Consider the following 20,389-nt stretch of genomic DNA (forward strand, 5'->3'; position numbering starts at 1 on the left):
CCGCCGCCGAGCGGCAAAGAACCGCCGATCGGATTCAAGTCCCACGGGCGCGCACGACCACCCGTGTCCCTCCACACGCCGCTCTGTGACCGTCTGGGCATCGACCACCCCGTCGTGCAGGCGCCCGTCGGGAGCGTCTCGACGCCCGAACTCGCCGCGACCGTCTCGAACGCGGGCGGACTCGGGACGCTCGCCGTGACCTGGCGGGACTTCGAGGAGACCCGCGCGGCAATCGAGGCGGTCCGCGACCGCACCGGCGCGCCGTTCGCGGTCAATCTCGTCCTCGACGACGGGGCGACGGAACACCCGACCGACGACCACCTCGACGCGTGCCTCGACGCCGGTGTGCCGCTCGTCTCGTTCTCGTTCGGCGACCCCGCGCCGTACGTCGGCCGAGTCCACGACGCGGGCGCCGACGTGCTCGCGACGGTGGGGAGCGCCGACGACGCCCGCACAGCGGTCGAAGCGGGCGTCGACGCGGTCGTCGCACAGGGCTGGGAGGCCGGCGGCCACGTCCAGAGCGACGTGGCCACGATGGCGCTCGTCCCGCGGGTGGCGGACGAAACGCCGGACCACGTGCCGGTCGTCGCAGCGGGAGGTATCGCCGACGGACGCGGTCTGGCCGCAGCGCTCGCGCTCGGGGCGGACGGTGTCTGGGTCGGGACCCGCTTCGTCGCGACGGAGGAGGCCGACGCGCACGAGCGCTACCGGTCGGCCGTGGTCGACGGCGCGGCCGACGAGACGGTCCGCGGGACGCCGTTCCCGAAGGGGTGGCCCGACCAGCCCCATCGAACGCTCGAATCACGTGCCACCGAGCGGTGGATCGCCGCGGGGCGACCGCCGCTTGACGAACGAGACGACGCCGACCGGGTCGTGGCCGAGACGGCGTCGGGCGAGCCGCTCGAACGGTACGTCGACCTGCCGCCGCTGTCGGGCGTCGACGGGTGTGTCGAGGAACTGCCACACTACGCCGGACAGAGCGTCGGCGGCGTGGACGAGGTCGTGCCTGCGGCCGCCGTCGTAGAGCGGTTGGTCGAGGACGCGACGGCGACCGTCGAGTCGCTCGAACGACTCCGCGACGACGACGCCTGAAGCCGTTCGTCAGTCCGTCGGACGGACGGCGTCCCAGCGGAGGTCCCGACGTCTGAAGCGACCGGTCGAGGCGTGTGCAGGCCTCTCACGCTATTTCGTCTTCGAAAGGGCTTTTAGTACTCCTCTGCCAGTACGGTGTACAGCCTGTGCGGGGTTGATGATGCTCCTAGCCTCTCAGGATATCTCGCCGCGATCCGTTCGCGGTGCCCGGGCGTCTGCCCGGACCGGCGGGGGAGCGCGAGCCCACGCGCAGGAGGTGATCCACAAATGCCAGTATACGTAGATTTCGACGTGCCCGCGGACCTCGAGGACGACGCCCTCGAGGCCCTCGAGGTCGCACGAGACACAGGGACAGTGAAGAAAGGAACCAACGAGACGACCAAAGCCGTCGAGCGCGGCAACGCCGAGCTCGTCTTCGTCGCCGAGGACGTCCAGCCCGAGGAGATCGTCATGCACCTCCCCGAGCTCTCGGACGAGAAGGACATCCCGTTCGTCTTCATCGCGACGCAGGACGACGTTGGCCACGCGGCCGGCCTCGAAGTCGGCAGCGCGGCCGCCGCCATCGTCGACGCGGGCGACGCCCAGGACGACGTCGACGACATCGCCGCCAAGGTCGAGGAACTTCGGTAGGTGACCGACGATGTCAGCTGAAGAAAACGACGGAGACGGCGGTTCCACGGCCGCCGAAGTCATCGAAGTCGTGGGCCGCACGGGGATGCACGGCGAGGCCATGCAGGTCAAGTGCCGGATCCGCGGCGGCGAGAACCAGGGCCGCATCATCACGCGAAACGTCCTCGGGCCGGTCCGCGAGGGTGACGTGCTCCAGCTCCGCGAGACCGCCCGCGAGGCCGACCAGATCGGAGGCCAATAATGCCACGAACGCGCGAATGTGACTACTGTGGCACCGACATCGAGCCCGGCACGGGCACCATGTTCGTCCGCGTCAACGGCTCGACCATCCACTACTGCTCCTCGAAGTGCGAGAAGAACGCCAACCTCGGCCGCGAGTCCCGCGACCTCGAGTGGGCCGGCGAAGAGCCCGAAGGCGCCGACACCTCGGCGCCCGACGAGGACGTGACCGAGACCGAGTCCGGCGAAGCCGTCGACACAGAGGGCGAGGACGTCACGACCGAGACCGACGAGGACGTCGCCGAGGACGTCGAGGAGTCCGAAGTCGCCGACGCGAGCGAAGTCGACGACGAGGACGAGCAGCCCGAGGCGGAGGACGCGGACGTCGACGCCACCGAGAGCGCCGACACCGACACCGAGGCCGAAGGCGAGGAAGACGAAGAGGAGGCCGAGGCATGAGCCACCACGACGAACGCACGTTCGTGATGGTCAAGCCCGACGGGGTCCAGCGCAACCTGACCGGCGAGGTCATCACTCGCCTCGAAGAGCGCGGTCTGAAGCTCGTCGCCGCGAAGTTCATGCAGATCGACGAGGACCTCGCACAGCAGCACTACGGCGAGCACGAGGACAAGCCGTTCTTCGACGACCTGGTCGAGTTCATCACCTCGGGCCCGGTCATGGCGATGGTCTGGGAAGGCGCCGACGCGACCCGACAGGTCCGCCGCATGATGGGCGCGACCGACCCCGCCGAGGCCGCCCCGGGCACCATCCGCGGCGACTACGGCCTCGACCTGAGCCAGAACGTCATCCACGGCTCGGACCACGAGGACGAGGGCGCCAACGAACGCGAGATCGAGCTGTTCTTCGACGAGGACGAACTCGTCGACTACGCCCGGGCGGACGAGCCCTGGGTCTACGAAGACGAGTCTCACTGAGGCCGACCGGCGGTCTCGATTTTCGCTACTCGACTCCGCGACGAGCGACTGCCATCGCTTCTCCCTCCCGCGGCTACGCGGGTCCCTCGCCGGGTCCTCGTCGCCGCGACTGATACATTTTTGGCACCCCCTATCCAATAGGGGGTCGTGCAGACGACATCGGCCGCCGACATCGAAGCCGTCCTCGACGAGTCCGGGCCGGACTACGAGGACTTCAGCTACGAACCGGCCACGGGTGGGACGCGCGCTGACGTGTACATGGTCACGCTCGTCTACCGGGGGACCGAGTACGAGGTGTACGTGAAATTCAAACCGGCGGGCGAGGAGCGGTTCGCGGTCGAACCGACGCTCCACGACTACGTCGCCGACCGGACCGAGATCCCGATCCCCCGGATCCTGGTGTTCAAGGAGGACCCCGAGCGGTCGGTCCCGCCGTACTTCGTCACCGAACGGGTCCGCGGCGACAACCTCGCCGACAAGTACGGCGAGATGACCGACGACGACTGGGAGCGGGTGATCGAACAGGTCGGGTCGATCATGGGCGACCTGCACTCGGAGATCGCCTTCGAGGCGTTCGGTCGGCTGATGCTCTACGACGGGCGGATCACGATCCGCAACTGGCGGGGCAACTGGCGGGAGTACTTCGCCGACCTGACGCGTTCGCACATCGACCGCCTCGCCGACACGCCCTTCGAGGGCGTCCAGTCGCGCGCCCGCGATGCCATCGAGGACACCCTCCCGCTGATCCCCGAGGACGGTATGCCGCGGCTGGTCCACGACGACATGCAGCCGACGAACCTGCTCTGCATGCTCGACCAGACGGACCCGATCACGGCCGTCCTGGACTGGCAGGACACGCTCGCGGCCCACCGCGACTACCAGCTCGCGCAGTCGGAGTTCCTCTACATCGACTCGACGTTCGACGACCCGCAGGTCCGCGAGCGCCTCCGCCAGAAGCTCTACGAGGGGTACCGCACCCACCACGAGTTCGAGGCCGACGAGCGCTACGAGCAGTGCAAGCCGATCTACCAGCTGTCGACGCTGCTCTGGCGGATGACCGGGTTCGACGACGCATTCGCCGAGGACGACCTCGGCCGCGCCCGCGCGGAGTTCCAGTACCGCCAGCAGTTCGACCGACTCCTCGACGCCGTCCCGCGGTGAGCCGGGGCCGGGCGACGCGTCGTCGATAGCCCGCTCGGACTCCTGGCAGCATCGCAACGGCCTCGATCGACCTATTGGTCTACGTACCTGTCTGCCGAAACGAAGTACTTAAGTTCTGACTGTACGGATCGACCGGCGTCATGCCCTCCGTACTGGCCCTCCTGACCGACCCGGACGCGTTCTTTCGGACGCGGGTCCCCGACCCGTCGCTGAAGGGGCCGCTCGCGGTCATCGTCCTCATCGCCGCGGCGAACGCGGCGGCCGCTCTCGTCCAATCGCGGTTCATGTCGCAGGTGTTCGAAAGCGGCGGCATGGGAGGTGGGTTCGCGACGGCGCTCCAGGGGATCATCTTCGTGTTCGTGATATTCGGCCCGTTCGTGATCTGGCTGGTGTACGCAGGTGTCTTTCAGGGGATCTCGGCGCTGTTCGACGGCGACGGCGAGTTCTCGACGACGCTGGCGTTCACCGGTTGGGGGTTCGTCCCGAGCGTCCTCGGGTCGGTCGCGAGCATCGCGATCAACTACTACCGGTTCAACGTCCGGGGAGTCGACGTGCCCGACGAGATGTCGATGGAGGCGTACCGGCAGTTCAGTCAGTCGCTCCAGACCGGGCCGCTCGTCGCGCTGTCGGCGACGCTGGCCCTCGTCTTCACGCTGTGGAGCGGCTTCCTCTGGACGTTCGCGCTGAAGCACGCGCGGGACCTGACCCTGCGCCGGGCCGCCCTGACGATAGCGTTCCCGACCGCCATCGGGCTACTCGCGACGCTGCGGACGCTCCTGGTCGCGCTGGAGGTCCTCTGACGATGCGACGCGGCACAGCTCGCCCGACAGCCGACTCGCCCGCACGGCGGGCGACACCCTCCAATCAATGAATCGAAACAAGACGGTCGCCGTTCTGGTACTGCTCGCAGTCGCATCGATTCCGGCCGTTTCGGCCGCGACGAGCATCGACGTGACCATCTCGAACGTCGACGTGAGCCCCTCCGAGCCCGTCCCGGGCGACGAGGTCACGATCGAAACCACGATCGAGAACTTCGACAGCAGCTCCGCCGGCTACTTCGTCGACCGGGTCCGCGTCGTGAAGGCCGACGACGGCGACGACCCCGAGGAGTTCGCCGACGTGAAAGACCTCGGAACGATCCCCGTCGGCAGGACGAAGACGGTCCCGCTGTCGACTACCTTCGAGGAGCCCGGCACGTACGACCTCCGGGTCCGGGTGTCCGGCCGTGAGACCGCGAACGACACGCGGACGCAGCTGAGCTACCCGCTCACGATCACCGTCGCGGAGCGCCAGCCCCAGCTCGACGTGAACGCGAACGACTCCGCGGCCGGCGTGCGCGCCGACGGGTCGGTGACGGTGGCGAACAGCCTGGGGAGTCCCATCGAGAACGTCGAACTCACGGTCGGCGGCGAGACCGTGACGGTCACCAATCGCCGAGCGGTGCTCGCGACGCTGGAGAGCAACGCCTCGCGCACCGTCGAGTTCGACTACCGCGCCGACGAGCCGGGCACCCACCGGATGACGGCGACGCTCACCTACACCACTTCCGGCGGCGTGACCGACACCGTGACCGACACCGTGACCGTGCGGACGACCGAGGAACGCCCGCAGCTCGACATCGACACGAACGCCTCGACGGCCGGGATCGAGTCCGACGGGACGGTCACGGTCGCCAACGGGATCGGCGCGGCGGTAACCAACGCCGAGGTGACGGTGTCCGGCGACGGCGTGACCGTCAGCGACGACCGGGCGGTGTTCACGCGCGTCGCGGACGGCGAGTCGGCGACGGCGAACTTCGACTTCAAACCCGCCGAGGCGGGCGAACAGGAACTGACGGCGACGTTGCGATACTCGACCCGCGGCGGGGCGACCCGCACCGTCACCGAGACGGTCACCGTCGAGACCGAGCCGCTCCGCGACCGCGTCGCGCTCGATTTGAGTTCGGTCGAGGGCGGCAACGCCCAGGCGGTGAAGGTGACGGTCCTCAACCAGGGTAACGCGCCGCTGTCGAACGTCAGCGTCCGGGGGAACTCGGCCAACGCGACCGTCGGGCAGGCCCTCCTCGACCGCGTGGCGCCCGGCGAGTCCCGGACGGTCCGCCTGAACGCGTCGCTTTCGAGCGACAGCGCGACCGTCGACATCGACACGACCTACGACGTGGGCGACCAGCGGGGACGGACGAGCGGCTCGACGGCGCTCACCCAGACGCCGGGGACCATCGGCCTGACGGGGCTGGAAGTCGTTCCCGAGGCGGGGCGGCTCCGGATCTCCGGCAGCGCGAGCAACCTGGGGACGACAGACGCCGAGAGCGTCCTCGTCAGCGTCGTCGACACCGAACGGGTGACGCCCACCTCGCCCAACCGCGAGTTCTTCGTCGGGACCGTCCCGGCGAGCGACTTCGTCTCGTTCGACGTGTACGCGACCGTCCGGGGCAACGTCTCGACGATCCCCCTCGAAGTCGAGTACCTCGTCGACGGCGAGCGCCACACGCGCACCGTCGAAGCCGACGCATCGGGCGCCAGCCGCGCGCTCGCCGCCGGGCCGCAGCCCGACCCGGGCAACTCCGGCGGTGGCTTCCTCCTGCCGGGGGCCGTCGCGCTCCTCGTCGTGCTGGGCGTGGTCGCCGTGATCGTTCGCGCGTGGAGGAACAGCCGTGGCGGTGATTGAGACCCGGGAGGTCGTCAAGCGCTACCGCACCGGCGGGCAGACGCTGACCGCGCTGAAGGGGATCGACTTCGCCGTCGAACCCGGCGAGTTCGTCTCCATCATGGGTCCCAGCGGGAGCGGCAAGACCACCCTGCTGAACCTGCTGGGGCTGCTCGACGACCCCAGCGAGGGGCAGGTCCTCCTCGACGACGAGGACGTGACGGGGCTCTCCGACCGCGAGAAGACCCGGGCGCGAAAGCGCACCATCGGCTTCGTCTTCCAGAACTTCTACCTCATCCCGACGCTGACGGCGAAGGAGAACGTCGAGGTGCCGGCGCTGTTCGACCACGACCCGACCGTCGAGGAGCGCTCGGTCGACCTGCTCGAACGGATGGGTCTCGGCGACCGCCTCGACCACAAGCCCGACGAGCTCTCCGGCGGGCAGAAACAGCGGGTCGCCATCGCCCGGTCGCTCATCAACGAACCGCGCGTGCTGCTCGCCGACGAGCCGACGGGGAACCTCGACCGCGAGACGGGCCGGCAGATCCTCGACGAGTTCGTCGCGATCACCGAGCGCGACGTGGCCGTCATCGCCGTCACCCACGACGAACTCGTCAACGAGTACGTCGACAGGACCGTCGAGCTCGTCGACGGCTACATGGGCGAGGAGGTGCCCGCGGACGGCGGACGCCGCCCCGACGAGAGCGGCGACTCGGCGCCGATCACGGACGGCGTGGCGTCGTTCGACGAGCGCGACGCCGGAGGTGACCCACCGTGATGGGCTGGTTGCGCCGGCGGCTCCCCGCCCTGCTGATGGCGCGGCGCAACATCGGCCGGACGAAGGTGCGCTCGGTGCTGGCGGCGCTCGGCATCGTCATCGGCGTCATCGCCATCGCGTCGCTGGGCATGTTCGGGCTGACGCTGCGGTACCAGCTCACGGAGAACCTCGGGAGCATCGGGAATCAGGTGATGGTTCAGCCGGCGGACTCCGAGGGGGCTCCGGAACTGCTCACCGAGCGCGATCTCCGCCAGATCGAGTCGCTCGCAAGCGCCGAAGCGACCGTCGCGCCGGCCCAACGGCGGTTCACCCGCGTGTCGTACGGCAGGGGGTCATCTGAAACCCGGTTCGTCATGGGGATGGACAAACCGGGGCAGCTATTCGAGGCCCGTGAGGGGGCGATCCCCCAGCCCTACCGCAGCGGTGCGCTGGTGGGGCCCGACCTGGCCGATCAGTACGACCTCTCGCCCGGCGACACGATCTCGATCAACGGCTCGACAAAGCGCATCTCCGCGGTACTCTCCCCGAGCCAGGGCTTCGGGTACACGAACCCGAGCGACCAGATCGTCCTCCCGACGCGGAGCTTCGACCAGCGGGGGTACAACGCGATCACGATCACCGAGAGCGACAGCACGCAGGCGAACGCCACGGCGATGGCCGTCCGCTCGCGACTGAACGATCGCCGCGAGCGCGTCTCCGTGCGGGACTACTCCAGCGTCGCGGACCAGATCGGTCAGACGTTCCAGGCGCTGAACCTCTTTCTGATCGGCATCGGCTCCATCTCGCTGCTGGTCGCAGGCGTGAGCATCCTCAACGTGATGCTCATGAGCACCGTCGAACGTCGCCAGGAGATCGGCGTCCTGCGCGCCGTCGGCTTCCAGAAGCGCGACGTGCTGAAGATCATGCTCTCGGAGGCGGTCCTCCTCGGGATTATGGGCGGTCTCGTCGGTGTGGCCTTCAGCGTCGTCGCCGGGATGGCCATCAACCACTTCATCGTCGGCGACGCGCTGCTCGCGTTCCGCCCGGGGAACTTCGTCTACATCGGCCTCGCGTTCGCCTTCGGCGTCGGGACGAGCCTGCTCAGCGGGCTCTATCCGGCGTGGAAGGCGGCGAACGAGCGACCGGTCGAGGCGCTTCGGAGCTAAGCCGGCTCCACCCCGTTACCGGCGATACCGGTCGACGGTCGCCCAGAACGCGGCCGGGTCGACGTCGTCCACCGGTTCGGCGTCGCCCTCGCCGCGGTCGGATTCGGCGTCTGACTCGTCGGTCTCGCCTCCGGCGTCGATGCCGGCCGCGGCGAACAACTCGTCGACGTCGTCGTCGAACTGCCAGTAGACGTCCTCGCGGAGGGCGACGAGCGACCGGTCGACCGCGCCGCGGGCGGCGACGCGGACCGGTTCCGGTCGGTGCTCGGCGACGGCCGCGAGCGCCCGTATCGACGCCCCTCGCTCCCAGCGGGGCGTCCCCTCGGTGAGGTGTTCTGCGAGCGGCTCGACGCAGCGAACGGCGAGCGAGGGATCGCGGGGCGCGAGCGCTTCGACCACCGGCGCGATCCGCTGGACCTCGACGCTTCCCCAGAGCAGGTCGGCGATCCAGTCGGTCCCGTCGGTCGCGAGGTCGCGGTTCGTCCGGCCGACCTGCGCGAGCAACCGGGCGATCGCTTCGTCGTCCCAGTGGCTGGCCGACAGCGACGCGTCGACCGCGGCCTCGGCGACGGCGGGCGCGTCGCGGGCGACGACGCCCATCGGCCACAGGTCCTCCCCGCGGTCGGTCTCTGCGAGCGACTGCAGCGTCTCGGGGACGGACTCGGGCGTCTCGGCGCCGACCGCGGCGACGACGGTCGCGGCGGCGTCCCTGATCCGCTCACTGCGGTGGGTCAACAACCCGGCGACGGCGGCGGCCTCGTCCGCGACGGCCGCGGGTTCGCTCTCCGCGACGGTCGCGAGGGCGTCGAGCGCTTTCGCCCGGCCGCGTTCGATCCCCCACGGCTGAGCCGCCGCGGCGAGGTCGGCGACGGCCGCCGTGCCGACGCTCGGGTCGACTGCGATCGCCGCCTCGACCGGGTCGATGCGGTCGAAGTTCCGCCAGTCGTCGCCCGGCGACAGGGCCGCACCGAGCGTCGCGACCGCCGCTCGCGCGCGGTCGGGCGCAGCCCCGGCGAGCACCGCCAGCGGCTCTTCGTCGGCCGCGTCCGCGTCACCGTCCGCCGCGCTCGCCGCGAACGCGTCGAGTATCGCGGCCGTATCGGATCGCTCGGGAGTCAGTGCCGGGGTTTCGGCGGAGCCGATCGCTCCCAGCGCCGTCGCGGCCGTCGTCCGCCGGGACTCCTCACGGCTCGCCAGGAACGACGCGAGGAGGTCGACCAGTGCGTCCACCCCGTCGAGGGCCGCCTCTCGGCCGCCGGCTGCCCCGTCTGCCTCGGCGCCGCCACCCCGCCGGAGGAGCGTCGCCACCCCGTTCGCCGCGGCGAGGCGCGTCTCGCGGTCGCGCGACTCGTCGACTGCGCACCGCCACAGCGCGTCGCGGTCGGTGAGGGTTCCGTCCTCGCCGGTAGCGGTCACGAGCGCCTCGACCGCGGCCGGTGTCGGGTTTACCGCGACGGTCTCCCGGATGTCCGCGCTCACTTCCTCGATACGCCCGGCCTCCGTCGCCAGGTCGGCCAGCGCCGGTGCGGCCACCGACTCGTCGGGAAGACACTCTCGGAGCGTCTCGATCGCTGCGTCCGCCAGTTCCGTGTCCTGCGCCGCCACCGCCTCTAGAACGGTCGCGCCGTGCCCGACTCCGATGCCCGCTGTGATCCCATCGCTGACCCGGTCGAACGCCGACGCGACCGACTCGCGATACTCGCCGGCGATCCGGGCGACGAGACGCTGCGCCGTGGGTGCGGCCGTCTCCGGGTCCCAGCCGAGCCGGATCAGTTCCGCGACCGCGGCTTCGGACTGCGGAGCGCCGGAGAGGGGAAGATAGCGCCCTTCGACCCGGAGGGAGTCCGGGATCTCGTCGATCTCGTTTCCGACATCGGTCGCCGATCGTTCGGCCAGCCCGACGGCGTACCACAGGACAACGAGGGCCGGCGCGCGTTCCTCGAACGGGTCGTGGACGCCGACGAACTCCCGGGCGCCCTCGCGCACCCGCTCGTCCGCATCCACGACTGCGCGGCCGAGCCGCCGCGCGGCCGTCACGGCGCGGTCCGCCGGTATCTCGTCGTCGAGGACGACGACGTGCCCCGCGGCGACGGTCGCGGCTGCGCGCACCCGGGAGTCGTCGTCCTCGGTCGCCTCGACGAGCGGCGGCAGCGCATCGCGATACCGCTGGGCGATCGCAGCGTCGTCGTTGCACTGCTCGCGCTCGATCGCCCGGAGCAGCGCGGTCGCAGCAGCCGCCCGCACGTCGGCCTCCGGGTCGGCGAGCAGCGATTCGAGCCGCCGGACCGGCGGGTCTTCGACTTCGACCGTCCGGAGGTACTGCGCCGCGGCGCGTCGGCGGGCGGGGTCTTCGGCGTCGAGCGCCGACTCGACCGTCGACCGCGAGCAGTTTAGCGCCCGGGCGACCGCGGCCGCGCGGAAGCGCGTCTCCTCCGCCGACAGCGCCGCGAACAGCGACGGCGGGAGCGCGTCGAGGGACGAGAGCGCGTCCTCGATCACGGCGTAGGCGACGTCGAGCGCCTCCCTTCGGTGGTCCGGGTCGTCGGCCTCGGTGGCGACCGCGAAGAGCGCGTGGAGTTCGGCACCGACCGCCGCCTCGTCGGCGTCCCGGAGCGCGGTCAGCGCCTCGCGGCGACTCTCCGGGGCAGCGTCGGTCACGCGGGAGGCGAACCCCGCGAGCGAGTCGGGGGTCACCACGAGTGGACCGTCTCTCCCTCGACGCCCCACTGGCGCCGGAAGTGTTCGACCGCGTCGTCGGCACCGCGGCCGAAGACCCCGCAGTAGTCGTCGATCTCGACGTAGCCGCCGTCGACCCAGGCGTACAGCGTCCCGCCGCCGTTGTACTCGACCTCCTGCTCGCGGATCCCCAGCGCCCACGCGGCCCGCACGTCGAGGTCCGTGACGAAGTCGCTGAACCACAGGGCGTCGAGGACGCCCCCGCGGTGTTCCCTGCCGGTCGTCCAGTGGACGGCGTCGTCGTCGACCTCCACGCGCGCCCGGCGCTCGTGTGTGAACTCCGGGACGAGCCGTTCCATCTCTCGGCGCAACTCCGCGGCGACCGCGTGCGGGTCCCGCCGCTCGACCCCCAGCGTCAGGTGATACCCGTTCCAGCTTCCCATACCGGCACGTCGCCCGAATCCCCCAAGAAAGTTGACCGGCCGCCGAAACTGATGTCGTCGACGGGCGACCTGTACCGTCGATCAGTCCGCGTCGACGGTGAGTCGGGGCGCCGCGCGGTCGACGGTCACCGGCGCGAACTGCTCGAACCACCCCGCGTCGCCGCTCTCGAACGCGTCGAGGCAGTCCTGCACCGAGTAGTGGATCTCCCCCGACTCGTCGGCGCAGGGGAAGACCGCCTGGAGGTCGCTGCCCGCGTAGACCGCCAGCGACGCCATCGGGAACACGACCACGTCGTGGACGACGTCCGTCCCGATGTACGAGCGCTGGCGCCGCTGGAAGGCCGGTTCCAGGCGGTAGCCGTTCTCGGTCGCCCACTCGCGCAGTTCCTCGTAGGTCCGCACGGCCTCGTCGCGGCTGTCCTGCTCCGGCGTGCGGATGCGCTGCCAGGACGCGTCGACTTCCGTGTCGGCGACGACGCCCTCGGCTTCGAGGTCCTCGACGCGTTCGAGGACGCGCTGCTGGCGGTCGTAGCTGCCGTACGTGTCCCCGCGGAGGTATAGCTCGACGCGATAGTCTGTCGTATCTGTCATGATGGGTGTCACTTGATAGAGTTCTCGGGCGGGTAGTTGAAAACGCTTTCCGGGGGGTACCCTGGCGAGATTTAGGCTCCTAGAATGGCGCTGGATAGCACACTACTGGCACTCGTAGCGTTGTGGTATGCGCTCGTTCAGCGCGAGCCTACGCCGTCCCGCGCGGAAAACGAGGGGCTGTCTAGTCGTCGGCGCTGGCGGTCTCGCCGGCGACGGGCACGTCGATCTCGCCGGCGTCGAGTTCGGCCTCGACCTCGCGGGCGGCCTGCACCATGTTCTCCATCTTCTGGTAGGCGATCTCGCGGGGCAGGAGCTTCAGGCCGCAGTCCGGGGAGATGGTGAGCTGCTCCGGCGGGACGACCTTGAAGCCCTGTTTGATGTTCTCCTTGATCTCCTTGACGGTCTCGACCTCGGCGGTGTGGTTGTCGACGACGCCGAGGGCGAGATCGAGCGTGAACTCGGGGTCGGTGAACACGTCGATCTGCTCGTAGTTGCCGTTCGTGAGTTCGAGGTCGATCTCGTCGACCGGGTAGTCGAGGATCTCCGGGTAGATTCGGGAGTAGTCGCCGTAACAGACGTGGACGCCGATGCGGACCTCCTCGGGGATGTCCGCGACGATGCGTTCGAGGCACTCGCCGACGATGGCGTGGTCGTCCGGCGTCGTCGCGAGCGCGGGCTCGTCGATCTGGATGTAGCGGGCGCCGGCGTCGACGAGCTGCTCGATCTCCTCGTTGACCAGCTCGGCCAGGTCGTAGGCGAGCGCCTCGTCGTCCTCGTAGGCCTCGTTGAACGTCCAGTTGGCGAGCGTGTACGGACCGGTGATGGGCACCTTGACGGGGCGAGAGGCCACCTCGTCGGTGAACTCGAACTCGTCGACGAGCCACTGCTCGCCGTACTCGACCTCGTCGACGACCGACGGTTTGTCGAAGTAGTTGTGGCCCCAGACCTTCACGCGGCCGTTGAACTCGTAGCCGTCGATGCGGTGAGCGAAGTACTCGACCATCTCTTTCCGACGCATCTCGCCGTCGACGACGACGTCGAGGCCCGAGCGCTCGTGCTCCTCGGTGATGAGGCGGGCGGCGTCGTCCTTGGCCTCTTCCCACTCCTCGGTGCCGAAGTTCGTGTCCTCGTCCTCGAAGAGTTCGCGGGCCCGGTCGAGCCACTTGGGCTTCTTGTAGCTGCCGACGACGGTCGTCAGCAGGAAGTTGTCGTTGTCGTGCCCCTCGGGGCGGAACTGGTCTCGGTTGTCTGCGGGTCGGTTAGTCATGCTTTCACCTCCGTGCGCTCGACGGCGCCCAGCGCCGCGAGCTTGTCCTCGAACTTGCCCGACGGCAGGTAGAACGTCGGGGTGTTGATCGTCGCGTAGGCCGTCTCGAAGTCGGTGCCGTGCGTGTTGTCGAGCGTCCACTCGACGCGTTCTCTGATCTCCTCGGCGTCCTCGACGAGCGTGTTCTGCCCGTCGACGATGCCCAGCGCGACGTCGTCGGTGCAGCCGTACTCGCTGATGACGTAGGCGTTGTCCTCGTGGTTGGCGACGAAGTCGAAGCCGACCGCGTCGATGTCGGCGTCGAGCAGGTGGGCGTACACCTTCTCGTCGATACCGCCGTCGCCGCCGTGAGACTCCCAGTATGTGTGGGCGACCACGTCGGCGTCGGCAGCCTGCGCGACCGCGTCGATGGCCTCGCTGGCGCGCTCGTCGGCGCCGTCGCCGGGCGGCGATTCGAGGAGGGAGGGTTCGAGCAGGAACAGCGTCTCGACGTCGGGGAACTGCTCGGCCTCGGCGGCGAGGAAGTCGGCGAGCGCCGAGAGGAAGTCGGCCTCGTCACCGTAGTGCTCGTCGGTCGCGAGCTGGCTGAGCGTGTACGGGCCGGGCAGGACGGCGTTCAGGCCGTCGTCGGTGAGGCCGCCGGCGGCTTCGAGTTCGCGGGCGACGTCACCGGTCGCCGCGAGGTCGTCCGTGACGACCGGCTCCCGGTAGAAGTTGTTGTTGTCGAAGTAGCGGACGATCCCGCGCGTCTCGACGGCGTCGGCCACCGAGAGCGGGTGCGTGAGCATGTCGTCCCACCGGAGCTGGCCCTCGACCGGCAGGTCGAGACCGGCGTCGGTCTGCAGGCCGACGATCTCCTCGCGCGCTCGCTCGTAGGCGTCGGTGATCTCCGGGCTCTCGTCGCCGGTGACCAGACCGCCCTTCTGTCGTCCCTTCAGATCCGCGAGTTCGTCTTTCGCCCAGTCCGGTAACGGGAACAGGCCGGGCGTCGTGGAAACTACGTCCGTCATTGAACCGGGCTACGACATGACGCCCTATAATATTTCTCATCTACTGTGATGCACTGTAGTAATCGGGCGGCGTGAGACTACGGGGTCGGTGCGAACCGCATCACCAGCAGCGTCTCGAACGGGTGGGACTCGCTCGCGATCTCCTCGGATTCGAGGCCGTTCTCGGCCGCGAGGTCGCGCACGGCGTCGGGGTCGGTGAGCGAACTCACGAGCAAGTACGCCGCGCCGTCGGGTGCCAGCACGCGGGCCACGTCGTCGAGGAACGGGTCGATGGCCGCGCGACCGTCCTCGCCGCCCGACAGCGCCCGTTCCATCCAGTCGTCCCACTCCTGCTCGGGTTCGGTGGGGAGGTACGGCGGGTTGAACGTCACCACGTCGAACGCGCCGTCGCGGAACGCCGCCGTGAGGTCCGCGCGCACGGCCGGGACGCCGTTCTCCGCGGCCTGCCGGCAGGCGTGCGGGTTGAGGTCCGCGCCCACCGCGTCGGCGCCCGCGTCTTCCATCCGTGCGGCGACGTAGCCCGACCCGGTACCCACGTCCAGCGCTCGGTCGCCCGCTTCGACCCGTTCGACCACGGCGTCGGCGAGCAGTTTCGAATCCTCGGCGGGCTGGTAGACCTGCTCGACGCCGCGACGATCGGCGAGGCCTGGCTTGCCGTCGGATCCGTCCGCTCTGCGGTCGTCGGAATCGCCTGGACGGTCGTCGTCGGTCCCGTCCGCTTCGTTCCCGTCGGTCATGCCGACGGGTGCTCGCCCGGTTCGCCCACCTCGCGAGCGAGCGCCGCCAGGTCGGCGAACTCCGCGGGGGTCACGTCCCCGGCGCGGCGACCCATCAGGTCCTCGTCCGCCGCGTCGACGACGGCGTCCGGATCGCCGAGGCCCGAGATGTGCGCCGTGTTCCGGACGGCGTTGCGCATCGTCTTGCGGCGCTGGGTGAACACGGCCTTCAGGAAGTCCATGAAGAAGTCGACGTCGGGCGCCTCGTAATCCGGGTCCCGGGGCGTCGTGCGCACGACGGCGCTCTGGACCGCGGGCGGCGGCGAGAACGCCTCTTTGGGGACGGGCTCGACGACTTCCACGTCGGCGTAGTGTCCGGCCGTCACCGAGAGGCGACCGTAGTCGTCGGTTCCCGGCTCCGCGGCCATCCGCTCGGCGAACTCCCGCTGGAACATCAGGACGAGGGGGCGGCCCTCGGGCAACAGCCGGAAGGCCAACTCGCTGGAGGGGCCGTAGGGCAGGTTCGAGATAGACGCCGTGAAGTCGGGGAGGTCGACCTCCAGCGCGTCGCCCTCGACGACGGTGAGTCGCCCCTCGTCGATCTCCGCGGCGAACTCCTCGCGGAGGAACGCCGCCAGGTCGGGATCCCGTTCGATCGCGGTCACGCGGTCGGCGACCGCGAGCAGGCGGTCGGTCAGCGCGCCGGTCCCGGCGCCGATCTCGAGGACGTGCGAGAGGTCGACGTCGGCCTCCTCGGCGTAGCCCGGCAGGCGGTCGAGCACGCGGTCGTCGACCAGGAAGTGCTGGTCGTGGTCGGGGTCGCCGCGGACGCCGGCCCGCCGGAGGAGCGCGTCGGGGTCGCGGGTTCCGGTCTCCGGTCCCGAGTTCGGGCCAGCGGAGTGACCGCTCGCGTTCTCGCCGTTCATTCCTCGTCGTCCCGGCGGGCGAAGGTCCGGTACTTCAGGTCGTCCTCGCGGATCTCCTCGAGGATGCGCTCGACGACGACCTCGCGGGGGTTGTGGAGGCCGTCGACGCGCTCCTCGAGGTCCTCGAAGCTCTCGAAGGGGCCGCGCTTTCGCTCGTCGAGGATGGCGTTGCGGAGCTTCTTCCCGATGCCCGGCAGGAGGTTCAGCTGGTGGAGCCGGAGCGTGATGGGCTGGGCGTCGTTGTAGAAGTCGACGAACCGCCGCTCCTCCTCGGTGACCAGGTCCTCGACGGCGTAGTCGAGTTCGGACTGGGCGCCGCCGGGCAGGTCCTCGTACTCGACCTCGCCCGCGCGCTCGATGTGGTCGGCGGCCCGGTCGACGACGAGGTCGTCGCCGATGGACACGCCTGCGTCGGGTGCGAGGACCATCTCGTACAGGCGGAAGTCCTCGCGCCCGAGCGCGTAGGCCAGGGGCTGTTTCTGGTACTGCGGGCGGTCGTCCTCGGTGCGGCCGTGTGCGAGAAAGTCGAGGACGACGGCCGTAGGACCCCCCGACGCGTCGTCGCCGCGCTCGGTGTCGCTCATGACAGTTCAGTAGGGCGAGACGGAACTTAAACCCCCGCAGTCGGGTGGTCGCGGGACGAGACGCGGGTTCAGACGTACTTGGCGACGACTTCGAGGATGGCGTCGAGTTCGTCGCCGGAGAGGGTGAACCGCTCCTGGGCGTAGATGGCGCGCAGCTCGTCGCGGTCCTGCGGTCGCAGGTTCGCGATCTTGTAGGCCGTCGGCTCGTCGACCTTCTCGAGTTCGAGCAGTTCGTCGACGAACTCGCGGCTCTCCTCGGCGTCGAGGACGGCGAATCGGTTGACGTGCTCGATGGCGCGCGCCAGCTCGTAGCGCATCTCGCGGTCCTCGTCGGCCGCCCGCTCGCGTTCGAGTTCCGCGAGGATCTCCTTGGTCTCGGCGACCGTGAGGAACTCTTCGTCGACCTTCTCTTTGAAGATCGTCATGCCTGGCTGCGGATGTGAGCGGGCTTGACGATCAGGGTCTTCTCCGTGCCGCCGTCGACGATAGCGACCTTGTACGCCGCGCCCTGCTCGCCGACGACCTCACCGGTTCGGCCGTCGAAGCGCGGGTGGTAGCGCCCCTCGGGGACGCTCGGGTCGATCTTCAGGTGGACTTTCTCGCCGACCTCGTACTCCGCGACCGCTCGCTGGGGCGGGGAGGTCCCGCTCTCTCGGGGCTTGTTTCGGAGCTTCTTGCGCGTCTTCTTCTGGGGTCCGTTGGAGTTAGGCATTCGTGCGGTTCCGTTATCCGGACACGCTTATAAAACGTGCGTTACGCGGTCGTCGGCCCGGTCACTCGGCTCGGTCGCCGCCCGCTGGTGCGTCGGTGTCGCCGTCGCCCGCTTCCGCGTCTGCGTCGTCCACGCTGTCGCCCGCTTCCGCGTCTGCGTCGCCGTCGGCCTCTGCCGCGTCTGCGTCGCCGTCGCCTCCGGCGCTCTCGATCATGTCTCCCGCGTCGTCGGCTTCACCGATTTCCTCGATCGCATCGACTGCCACGGCGCCGTCCGACCCGGCACCGTCCGCGACCGGTTCGGGCAGCGTCTCCGAGTCCTCCGCGGACACGGCGTCGTCGACCTGGACCGTGAAGCTCGCCAGCAGGTCTCGGAGCTCCTCGACCTGGGACTCGATGGCCTCGGCGGTGTCGCTCACCTCGTCGATGCTGGCGGCCTGCTCGTCCGTGCGCTCGGCGACGGTCTCGGCGCTGGTCGCGGTCCGGGCGCTGATATCGGAGACGCGGTCGGCCAGCGAGACGACTTCCTGGGCGGAGTCGGCCTGGTCGGCCGTCGCGTCGCTGATCTCCTGGACGCCGTCGTTGGTCTCGCGGACCTGTTCGGCGATCTCGTCGAGGGCGTCGAGGGCGTGCTGGGTCGTCTCGACGCCGCTCTCGACGTCAGACTGCATCGACTCGATGTCGGAGACGGCCTCGCCCGTCCGCTCGGTGAGCTGGGTCAGCAGGTCGTCGATCTCCTGGGTCGCCTCGCTGGTCTCCTCGGCCAACTCCTTGACTTCCGCGGCGACGACGGCGAACCCGGAGCCGGACTCGCCGGCGCGGGCGGCCTCGATCGAGGCGTTCAGCGCGAGCGTGTTCGTCTGGCTCGCGATGTCGTCGATGAGGTCGACGATCTCGGCGACCTGATCGACCTCCTCGTCGAGCGCGCGGATCTCCGCCGCCGTCTCGTCGGTGCGCGACTCGATAGTCTCCATCTCGGCCATCGCCTCGGTGGCCGCGGTCGCCCCGTCGCTCGCGAGCGACTCCGTCTCGTCGGCCAGGTCCGCGACGGTGTCTGTCGTCGCGGCGACCTCCTCGACGGTGGCCGAGAGATCGTTCATCTCCTCGGTCACCTCGCCGAGGTACTCGTCCTGCTCGGTGGCGTCGGCGGCGATGCCAGAGACGGACTCGCTCACGTCCCGGCTGGTCGTCCGGACCTCTTGAGTGGCCGCGGCCGCCCGCGTCGTCGACTCGGCGACCTCGTCGGTGAACGCTAACACGCGGCCGACCGTCTCGTGGAGGTCGCTCATCATGTCGTTGAACGAGCGCGCGATCTCGGCCATCGCGTCGCTCTCCTCGTCCGGTTCGAGCCGCCGGGTCAGGTCGCCGTCGGCGCACGCCCGGATGGTCTCCCCGTACTCGTCTGCGGTCTCCTCTAGATGCTCCGTGAACTGCTCGGCGGCCTCGCGCTCGCGCTCGGCCTCCCGCCTGGCCTCGTCCGCCTCGGCCCTGGCGTCCTCGCGGGCGGTTTCTATCTGGTCGATGCGCTCGGCGAGCGAGTCCCGCATCGAGGCGAACCGCCGGTAGAGCGTCCCGATCTCGTCTTTCCGGTGGGTCTCGAGGTCGACGTCGAGGTCGCCGTTCTCGATCGCCTCGGTCCGGTCTGCGAGCGTGCTGATCGAGCGGGAGACGGGCCGCTCGATGAGGACGCCGACCGTGCCCAGGCTGAGCGCGACGAAGACGAACACCAGCCCGAGGTAGAGCTTGGTCTGGGTGGGAACGCCGTAGACGCCGGTCGACGCGGTCGTGACGACAGCGAGACGCGCGTTCGGAACGCCGGCGTAGCTGACGACCCGGCCGTCCTCTTGCACGAGCGTCGCGTTCTCGTATCCGCTGTTGGCGCTCAGGCTTCGCAGTGCGGGGATGAACTCGGTCCGGTTGTGCAGGTTCTGCGCCCCGGGGCCCTCGTAGGTTTTGCCGAGTCGCTCGGGGGTCTCGCCGTGGAGGTACGTCGCGTTCCGGTAGAGGAGCTGGGTCTGACTCCCCGAGACGGGCTCGTCGAAGTCGAACGACTCCGAGACGGAGACCTCGACGGCGGCGGCGTACCCGATCCCGTACTGGGTCGGGCTGATGAAGGTGAGTCTGGTGTCGTTGTCCGTCCGGTAGCCTCGGGTCATCTGGACGGAGGTCACGCCGACTCCGTCGAGGTTGACCTCGGAGAGCCAGGGGAGTTGCTCGTCGGCGTCGGCGGGCATCGTCTCCGAACTGCCGACGACGGTCCCGTTCTGCCAGTTGACGTAGTGGACACCCACGACCTCACCGGGCATCGACCGGGCGAGGCTCTGGAGGTGCGTGTCGATCGACCCGCTGGCGTCCGGGCGGAGTTTCCCCGACTGCGAGACGAGTCGCGTCGACGATTGATACTGACTGTACCAGCTGCCGACCTCCCCCGCGTTCTGCTCCGTCGTGGACTGGAGGGAGTCCTGCGCCGAGGCGCGCTGTGAACTCAGTTCGGCCGCGTAGACGCCCCCGAGGACGAACACGAGGACGAGCAGGATGACCGCGACTGCGGTCGCAAACTGTCGTACGTAACTGCGACGAACACTATCCGGCAGGAATCTCGATATCCGGCGGTCCATAGAATTTTCGACAGTACAGGATATGTTAAGTATTCCTGCGCGATATCACATGTGATAAGAAAGAGATCCGCGATCGATGCACGGGTATCCGGCCAGCTATCACGGATAATTCTCCGTCCAGGTCGCATCGACCACCGACGATCCGACGAGTGGGTAAACTGTCCGGCAGTCCGGCGGACGTGGGACGCTCTCGACGGCGCCGTACCAGTCGGTAGCGACGGAGCGATATCGGAGAGAAGCG

21 protein-coding genes are annotated in these 20,389 nt (G+C 69.4%); 10 read left to right on the forward strand and 11 right to left on the reverse strand.

Annotated features, from left to right (window positions below; genetic code table 11):
* Positions 1 to 63 precede the first annotated feature (63 nt).
* From PSC72_RS21410 to PSC72_RS21455, 10 genes are all read left to right on the forward strand, one after another.
* Positions 64 to 1,092, forward strand: a complete 1,029-nt coding sequence (locus PSC72_RS21410) for an NAD(P)H-dependent flavin oxidoreductase (protein ID WP_274323457.1) — start codon at positions 64 to 66, stop codon at positions 1,090 to 1,092.
* A gap of 267 nt (positions 1,093 to 1,359) precedes the next feature.
* Positions 1,360 to 1,722 carry a 50S ribosomal protein L7Ae gene (gene rpl7ae, locus PSC72_RS21415; protein ID WP_274323458.1) on the forward strand — a complete coding sequence of 121 codons (363 nt, stop codon included), beginning with the start codon at positions 1,360 to 1,362 and terminating at the stop codon, positions 1,720 to 1,722.
* 10 nt (positions 1,723 to 1,732) lie between these two features.
* Positions 1,733 to 1,963, forward strand: a complete 231-nt coding sequence (locus PSC72_RS21420) for a 30S ribosomal protein S28e (RefSeq protein WP_274323459.1) — start codon at positions 1,733 to 1,735, stop codon at positions 1,961 to 1,963.
* Positions 1,963 to 2,400, forward strand: coding sequence for a 50S ribosomal protein L24e (locus PSC72_RS21425; RefSeq protein ID WP_274323460.1), 438 nt, complete (start codon positions 1,963 to 1,965; stop codon positions 2,398 to 2,400). Before PSC72_RS21420 ends, PSC72_RS21425 begins: the two co-directional genes overlap by 1 nt.
* Positions 2,397 to 2,876, forward strand: coding sequence for a nucleoside-diphosphate kinase (ndk, locus tag PSC72_RS21430; protein WP_274323461.1), 480 nt, complete (start codon positions 2,397 to 2,399; stop codon positions 2,874 to 2,876). The genes PSC72_RS21425 and ndk overlap by 4 nt, the downstream gene beginning before the upstream one ends.
* Positions 2,877 to 3,023: 147 nt before the next feature.
* The gene (locus PSC72_RS21435) at positions 3,024 to 4,037 is read left to right on the forward strand and encodes a phosphotransferase family protein (RefSeq protein WP_274323462.1); all 1,014 of its coding nucleotides are present in this window, start codon (positions 3,024 to 3,026) and stop codon (positions 4,035 to 4,037) included.
* Positions 4,038 to 4,177: 140 nt separating this feature from the next.
* Positions 4,178 to 4,837: a Yip1 family protein gene (locus PSC72_RS21440; RefSeq protein ID WP_274323463.1), complete on the forward strand. Its 660-nt coding sequence runs from the start codon at positions 4,178 to 4,180 to the stop codon at positions 4,835 to 4,837.
* 67 nt (positions 4,838 to 4,904) lie between these two features.
* On the forward strand, positions 4,905 to 6,704 hold the full coding sequence (locus tag PSC72_RS21445) for a COG1361 S-layer family protein (protein ID WP_274323464.1): 1,800 nt from the start codon (positions 4,905 to 4,907) through the stop codon (positions 6,702 to 6,704).
* The gene (locus PSC72_RS21450) at positions 6,691 to 7,461 is read left to right on the forward strand and encodes an ABC transporter ATP-binding protein (RefSeq protein WP_274323465.1); all 771 of its coding nucleotides are present in this window, start codon (positions 6,691 to 6,693) and stop codon (positions 7,459 to 7,461) included. Before PSC72_RS21445 ends, PSC72_RS21450 begins: the two co-directional genes overlap by 14 nt.
* Positions 7,461 to 8,606 (forward strand): ABC transporter permease, encoded by a 1,146-nt coding sequence (locus PSC72_RS21455; RefSeq protein WP_274323466.1) that lies wholly within the window; start codon positions 7,461 to 7,463, stop codon positions 8,604 to 8,606. Before PSC72_RS21450 ends, PSC72_RS21455 begins: the two co-directional genes overlap by 1 nt.
* A 15-nt stretch (positions 8,607 to 8,621) precedes the next feature.
* Here PSC72_RS21455 and PSC72_RS21460 read toward each other — a convergent pair whose 3' ends face one another.
* The 11 genes from PSC72_RS21460 to PSC72_RS21510 all read right to left on the reverse strand — a co-directional run bounded on the left by PSC72_RS21460 (position 8,622) and on the right by PSC72_RS21510 (position 20,148).
* On the reverse strand, positions 8,622 to 11,303 hold the full coding sequence (locus PSC72_RS21460) for a HEAT repeat domain-containing protein (RefSeq protein ID WP_274323467.1): 2,682 nt from the start codon (positions 11,301 to 11,303) through the stop codon (positions 8,622 to 8,624).
* A complete protein-coding gene (locus PSC72_RS21465) occupies positions 11,297 to 11,725 on the reverse strand; it encodes a hypothetical protein (protein ID WP_274323468.1) in 429 nt (142 codons plus the stop codon). Before PSC72_RS21465 ends, PSC72_RS21460 begins: the two co-directional genes overlap by 7 nt.
* 81 nt (positions 11,726 to 11,806) lie before the next feature.
* On the reverse strand, positions 11,807 to 12,316 hold the full coding sequence (locus PSC72_RS21470; protein ID WP_274323469.1) for an HTH domain-containing protein: 510 nt from the start codon (positions 12,314 to 12,316) through the stop codon (positions 11,807 to 11,809).
* 181 nt (positions 12,317 to 12,497) lie between these two features.
* Entirely contained in the window at positions 12,498 to 13,583 is a 1,086-nt protein-coding gene (locus PSC72_RS21475; RefSeq protein WP_274323470.1) for a methionine synthase, read from the reverse strand.
* A complete protein-coding gene (locus PSC72_RS21480) occupies positions 13,580 to 14,593 on the reverse strand; it encodes a 5-methyltetrahydropteroyltriglutamate--homocysteine methyltransferase (protein ID WP_274323471.1) in 1,014 nt (337 codons plus the stop codon). Before PSC72_RS21480 ends, PSC72_RS21475 begins: the two co-directional genes overlap by 4 nt.
* Before the next feature lie 77 nt (positions 14,594 to 14,670).
* A complete protein-coding gene (locus PSC72_RS21485) occupies positions 14,671 to 15,330 on the reverse strand; it encodes a HemK2/MTQ2 family protein methyltransferase (RefSeq protein ID WP_274323472.1) in 660 nt (219 codons plus the stop codon).
* The gene (locus tag PSC72_RS21490) at positions 15,327 to 16,235 is read right to left on the reverse strand and encodes a 16S ribosomal RNA methyltransferase A (protein WP_274323473.1); all 909 of its coding nucleotides are present in this window, start codon (positions 16,233 to 16,235) and stop codon (positions 15,327 to 15,329) included. The genes PSC72_RS21485 and PSC72_RS21490 overlap by 4 nt, the downstream gene beginning before the upstream one ends.
* Positions 16,232 to 16,819, reverse strand: coding sequence for a DUF655 domain-containing protein (locus PSC72_RS21495; protein WP_274323474.1), 588 nt, complete (start codon positions 16,817 to 16,819; stop codon positions 16,232 to 16,234). Before PSC72_RS21495 ends, PSC72_RS21490 begins: the two co-directional genes overlap by 4 nt.
* A gap of 68 nt (positions 16,820 to 16,887) precedes the next feature.
* Positions 16,888 to 17,244 carry an RNA polymerase Rpb4 family protein gene (locus PSC72_RS21500; RefSeq protein WP_274323475.1) on the reverse strand — a complete coding sequence of 119 codons (357 nt, stop codon included), beginning with the start codon at positions 17,242 to 17,244 and terminating at the stop codon, positions 16,888 to 16,890.
* Positions 17,241 to 17,531 (reverse strand): 50S ribosomal protein L21e, encoded by a 291-nt coding sequence (locus PSC72_RS21505; protein WP_274323476.1) that lies wholly within the window; start codon positions 17,529 to 17,531, stop codon positions 17,241 to 17,243. The genes PSC72_RS21500 and PSC72_RS21505 overlap by 4 nt, the downstream gene beginning before the upstream one ends.
* Positions 17,532 to 17,592: 61 nt before the next feature.
* Positions 17,593 to 20,148 (reverse strand): methyl-accepting chemotaxis protein, encoded by a 2,556-nt coding sequence (locus PSC72_RS21510; RefSeq protein ID WP_274323477.1) that lies wholly within the window; start codon positions 20,146 to 20,148, stop codon positions 17,593 to 17,595.
* Positions 20,149 to 20,389 lie beyond the last annotated feature (241 nt).

Origin of the sequence: Halosimplex aquaticum (assembly GCF_028747785.1) — an archaeon.
GTDB classification, from domain to species: domain Archaea; phylum Halobacteriota; class Halobacteria; order Halobacteriales; family Haloarculaceae; genus Halosimplex; species Halosimplex aquaticum.

Coding starts and splice junctions, on each gene's coding strand:
- rpl7ae (WP_274323458.1), top strand. CDS start 1,360: ATGCCAGTATACGTAGATTTCGACGTGCCCGCGGACCTCGAGGACGAC.
- PSC72_RS21420 (WP_274323459.1), top strand. CDS start 1,733: ATGTCAGCTGAAGAAAACGACGGAGACGGCGGTTCCACGGCCGCCGAA.
- PSC72_RS21425 (WP_274323460.1), top strand. CDS start 1,963: ATGCCACGAACGCGCGAATGTGACTACTGTGGCACCGACATCGAGCCC.
- ndk (WP_274323461.1), top strand. CDS start 2,397: ATGAGCCACCACGACGAACGCACGTTCGTGATGGTCAAGCCCGACGGG.
- PSC72_RS21440 (WP_274323463.1), top strand. CDS start 4,178: ATGCCCTCCGTACTGGCCCTCCTGACCGACCCGGACGCGTTCTTTCGG.
- PSC72_RS21445 (WP_274323464.1), top strand. CDS start 4,905: ATGAATCGAAACAAGACGGTCGCCGTTCTGGTACTGCTCGCAGTCGCA.
- PSC72_RS21455 (WP_274323466.1), top strand. CDS start 7,461: ATGGGCTGGTTGCGCCGGCGGCTCCCCGCCCTGCTGATGGCGCGGCGC.
- PSC72_RS21465 (WP_274323468.1), bottom strand. CDS start 11,725: ATGGGAAGCTGGAACGGGTATCACCTGACGCTGGGGGTCGAGCGGCGG.
- PSC72_RS21470 (WP_274323469.1), bottom strand. CDS start 12,316: ATGACAGATACGACAGACTATCGCGTCGAGCTATACCTCCGCGGGGAC.
- PSC72_RS21475 (WP_274323470.1), bottom strand. CDS start 13,583: ATGACTAACCGACCCGCAGACAACCGAGACCAGTTCCGCCCCGAGGGG.
- PSC72_RS21480 (WP_274323471.1), bottom strand. CDS start 14,593: ATGACGGACGTAGTTTCCACGACGCCCGGCCTGTTCCCGTTACCGGAC.
- PSC72_RS21485 (WP_274323472.1), bottom strand. CDS start 15,330: ATGACCGACGGGAACGAAGCGGACGGGACCGACGACGACCGTCCAGGC.
- PSC72_RS21490 (WP_274323473.1), bottom strand. CDS start 16,235: ATGAACGGCGAGAACGCGAGCGGTCACTCCGCTGGCCCGAACTCGGGA.
- PSC72_RS21495 (WP_274323474.1), bottom strand. CDS start 16,819: ATGAGCGACACCGAGCGCGGCGACGACGCGTCGGGGGGTCCTACGGCC.
- PSC72_RS21500 (WP_274323475.1), bottom strand. CDS start 17,244: ATGACGATCTTCAAAGAGAAGGTCGACGAAGAGTTCCTCACGGTCGCC.
- PSC72_RS21505 (WP_274323476.1), bottom strand. CDS start 17,531: ATGCCTAACTCCAACGGACCCCAGAAGAAGACGCGCAAGAAGCTCCGA.
- PSC72_RS21510 (WP_274323477.1), bottom strand. CDS start 20,148: ATGGACCGCCGGATATCGAGATTCCTGCCGGATAGTGTTCGTCGCAGT.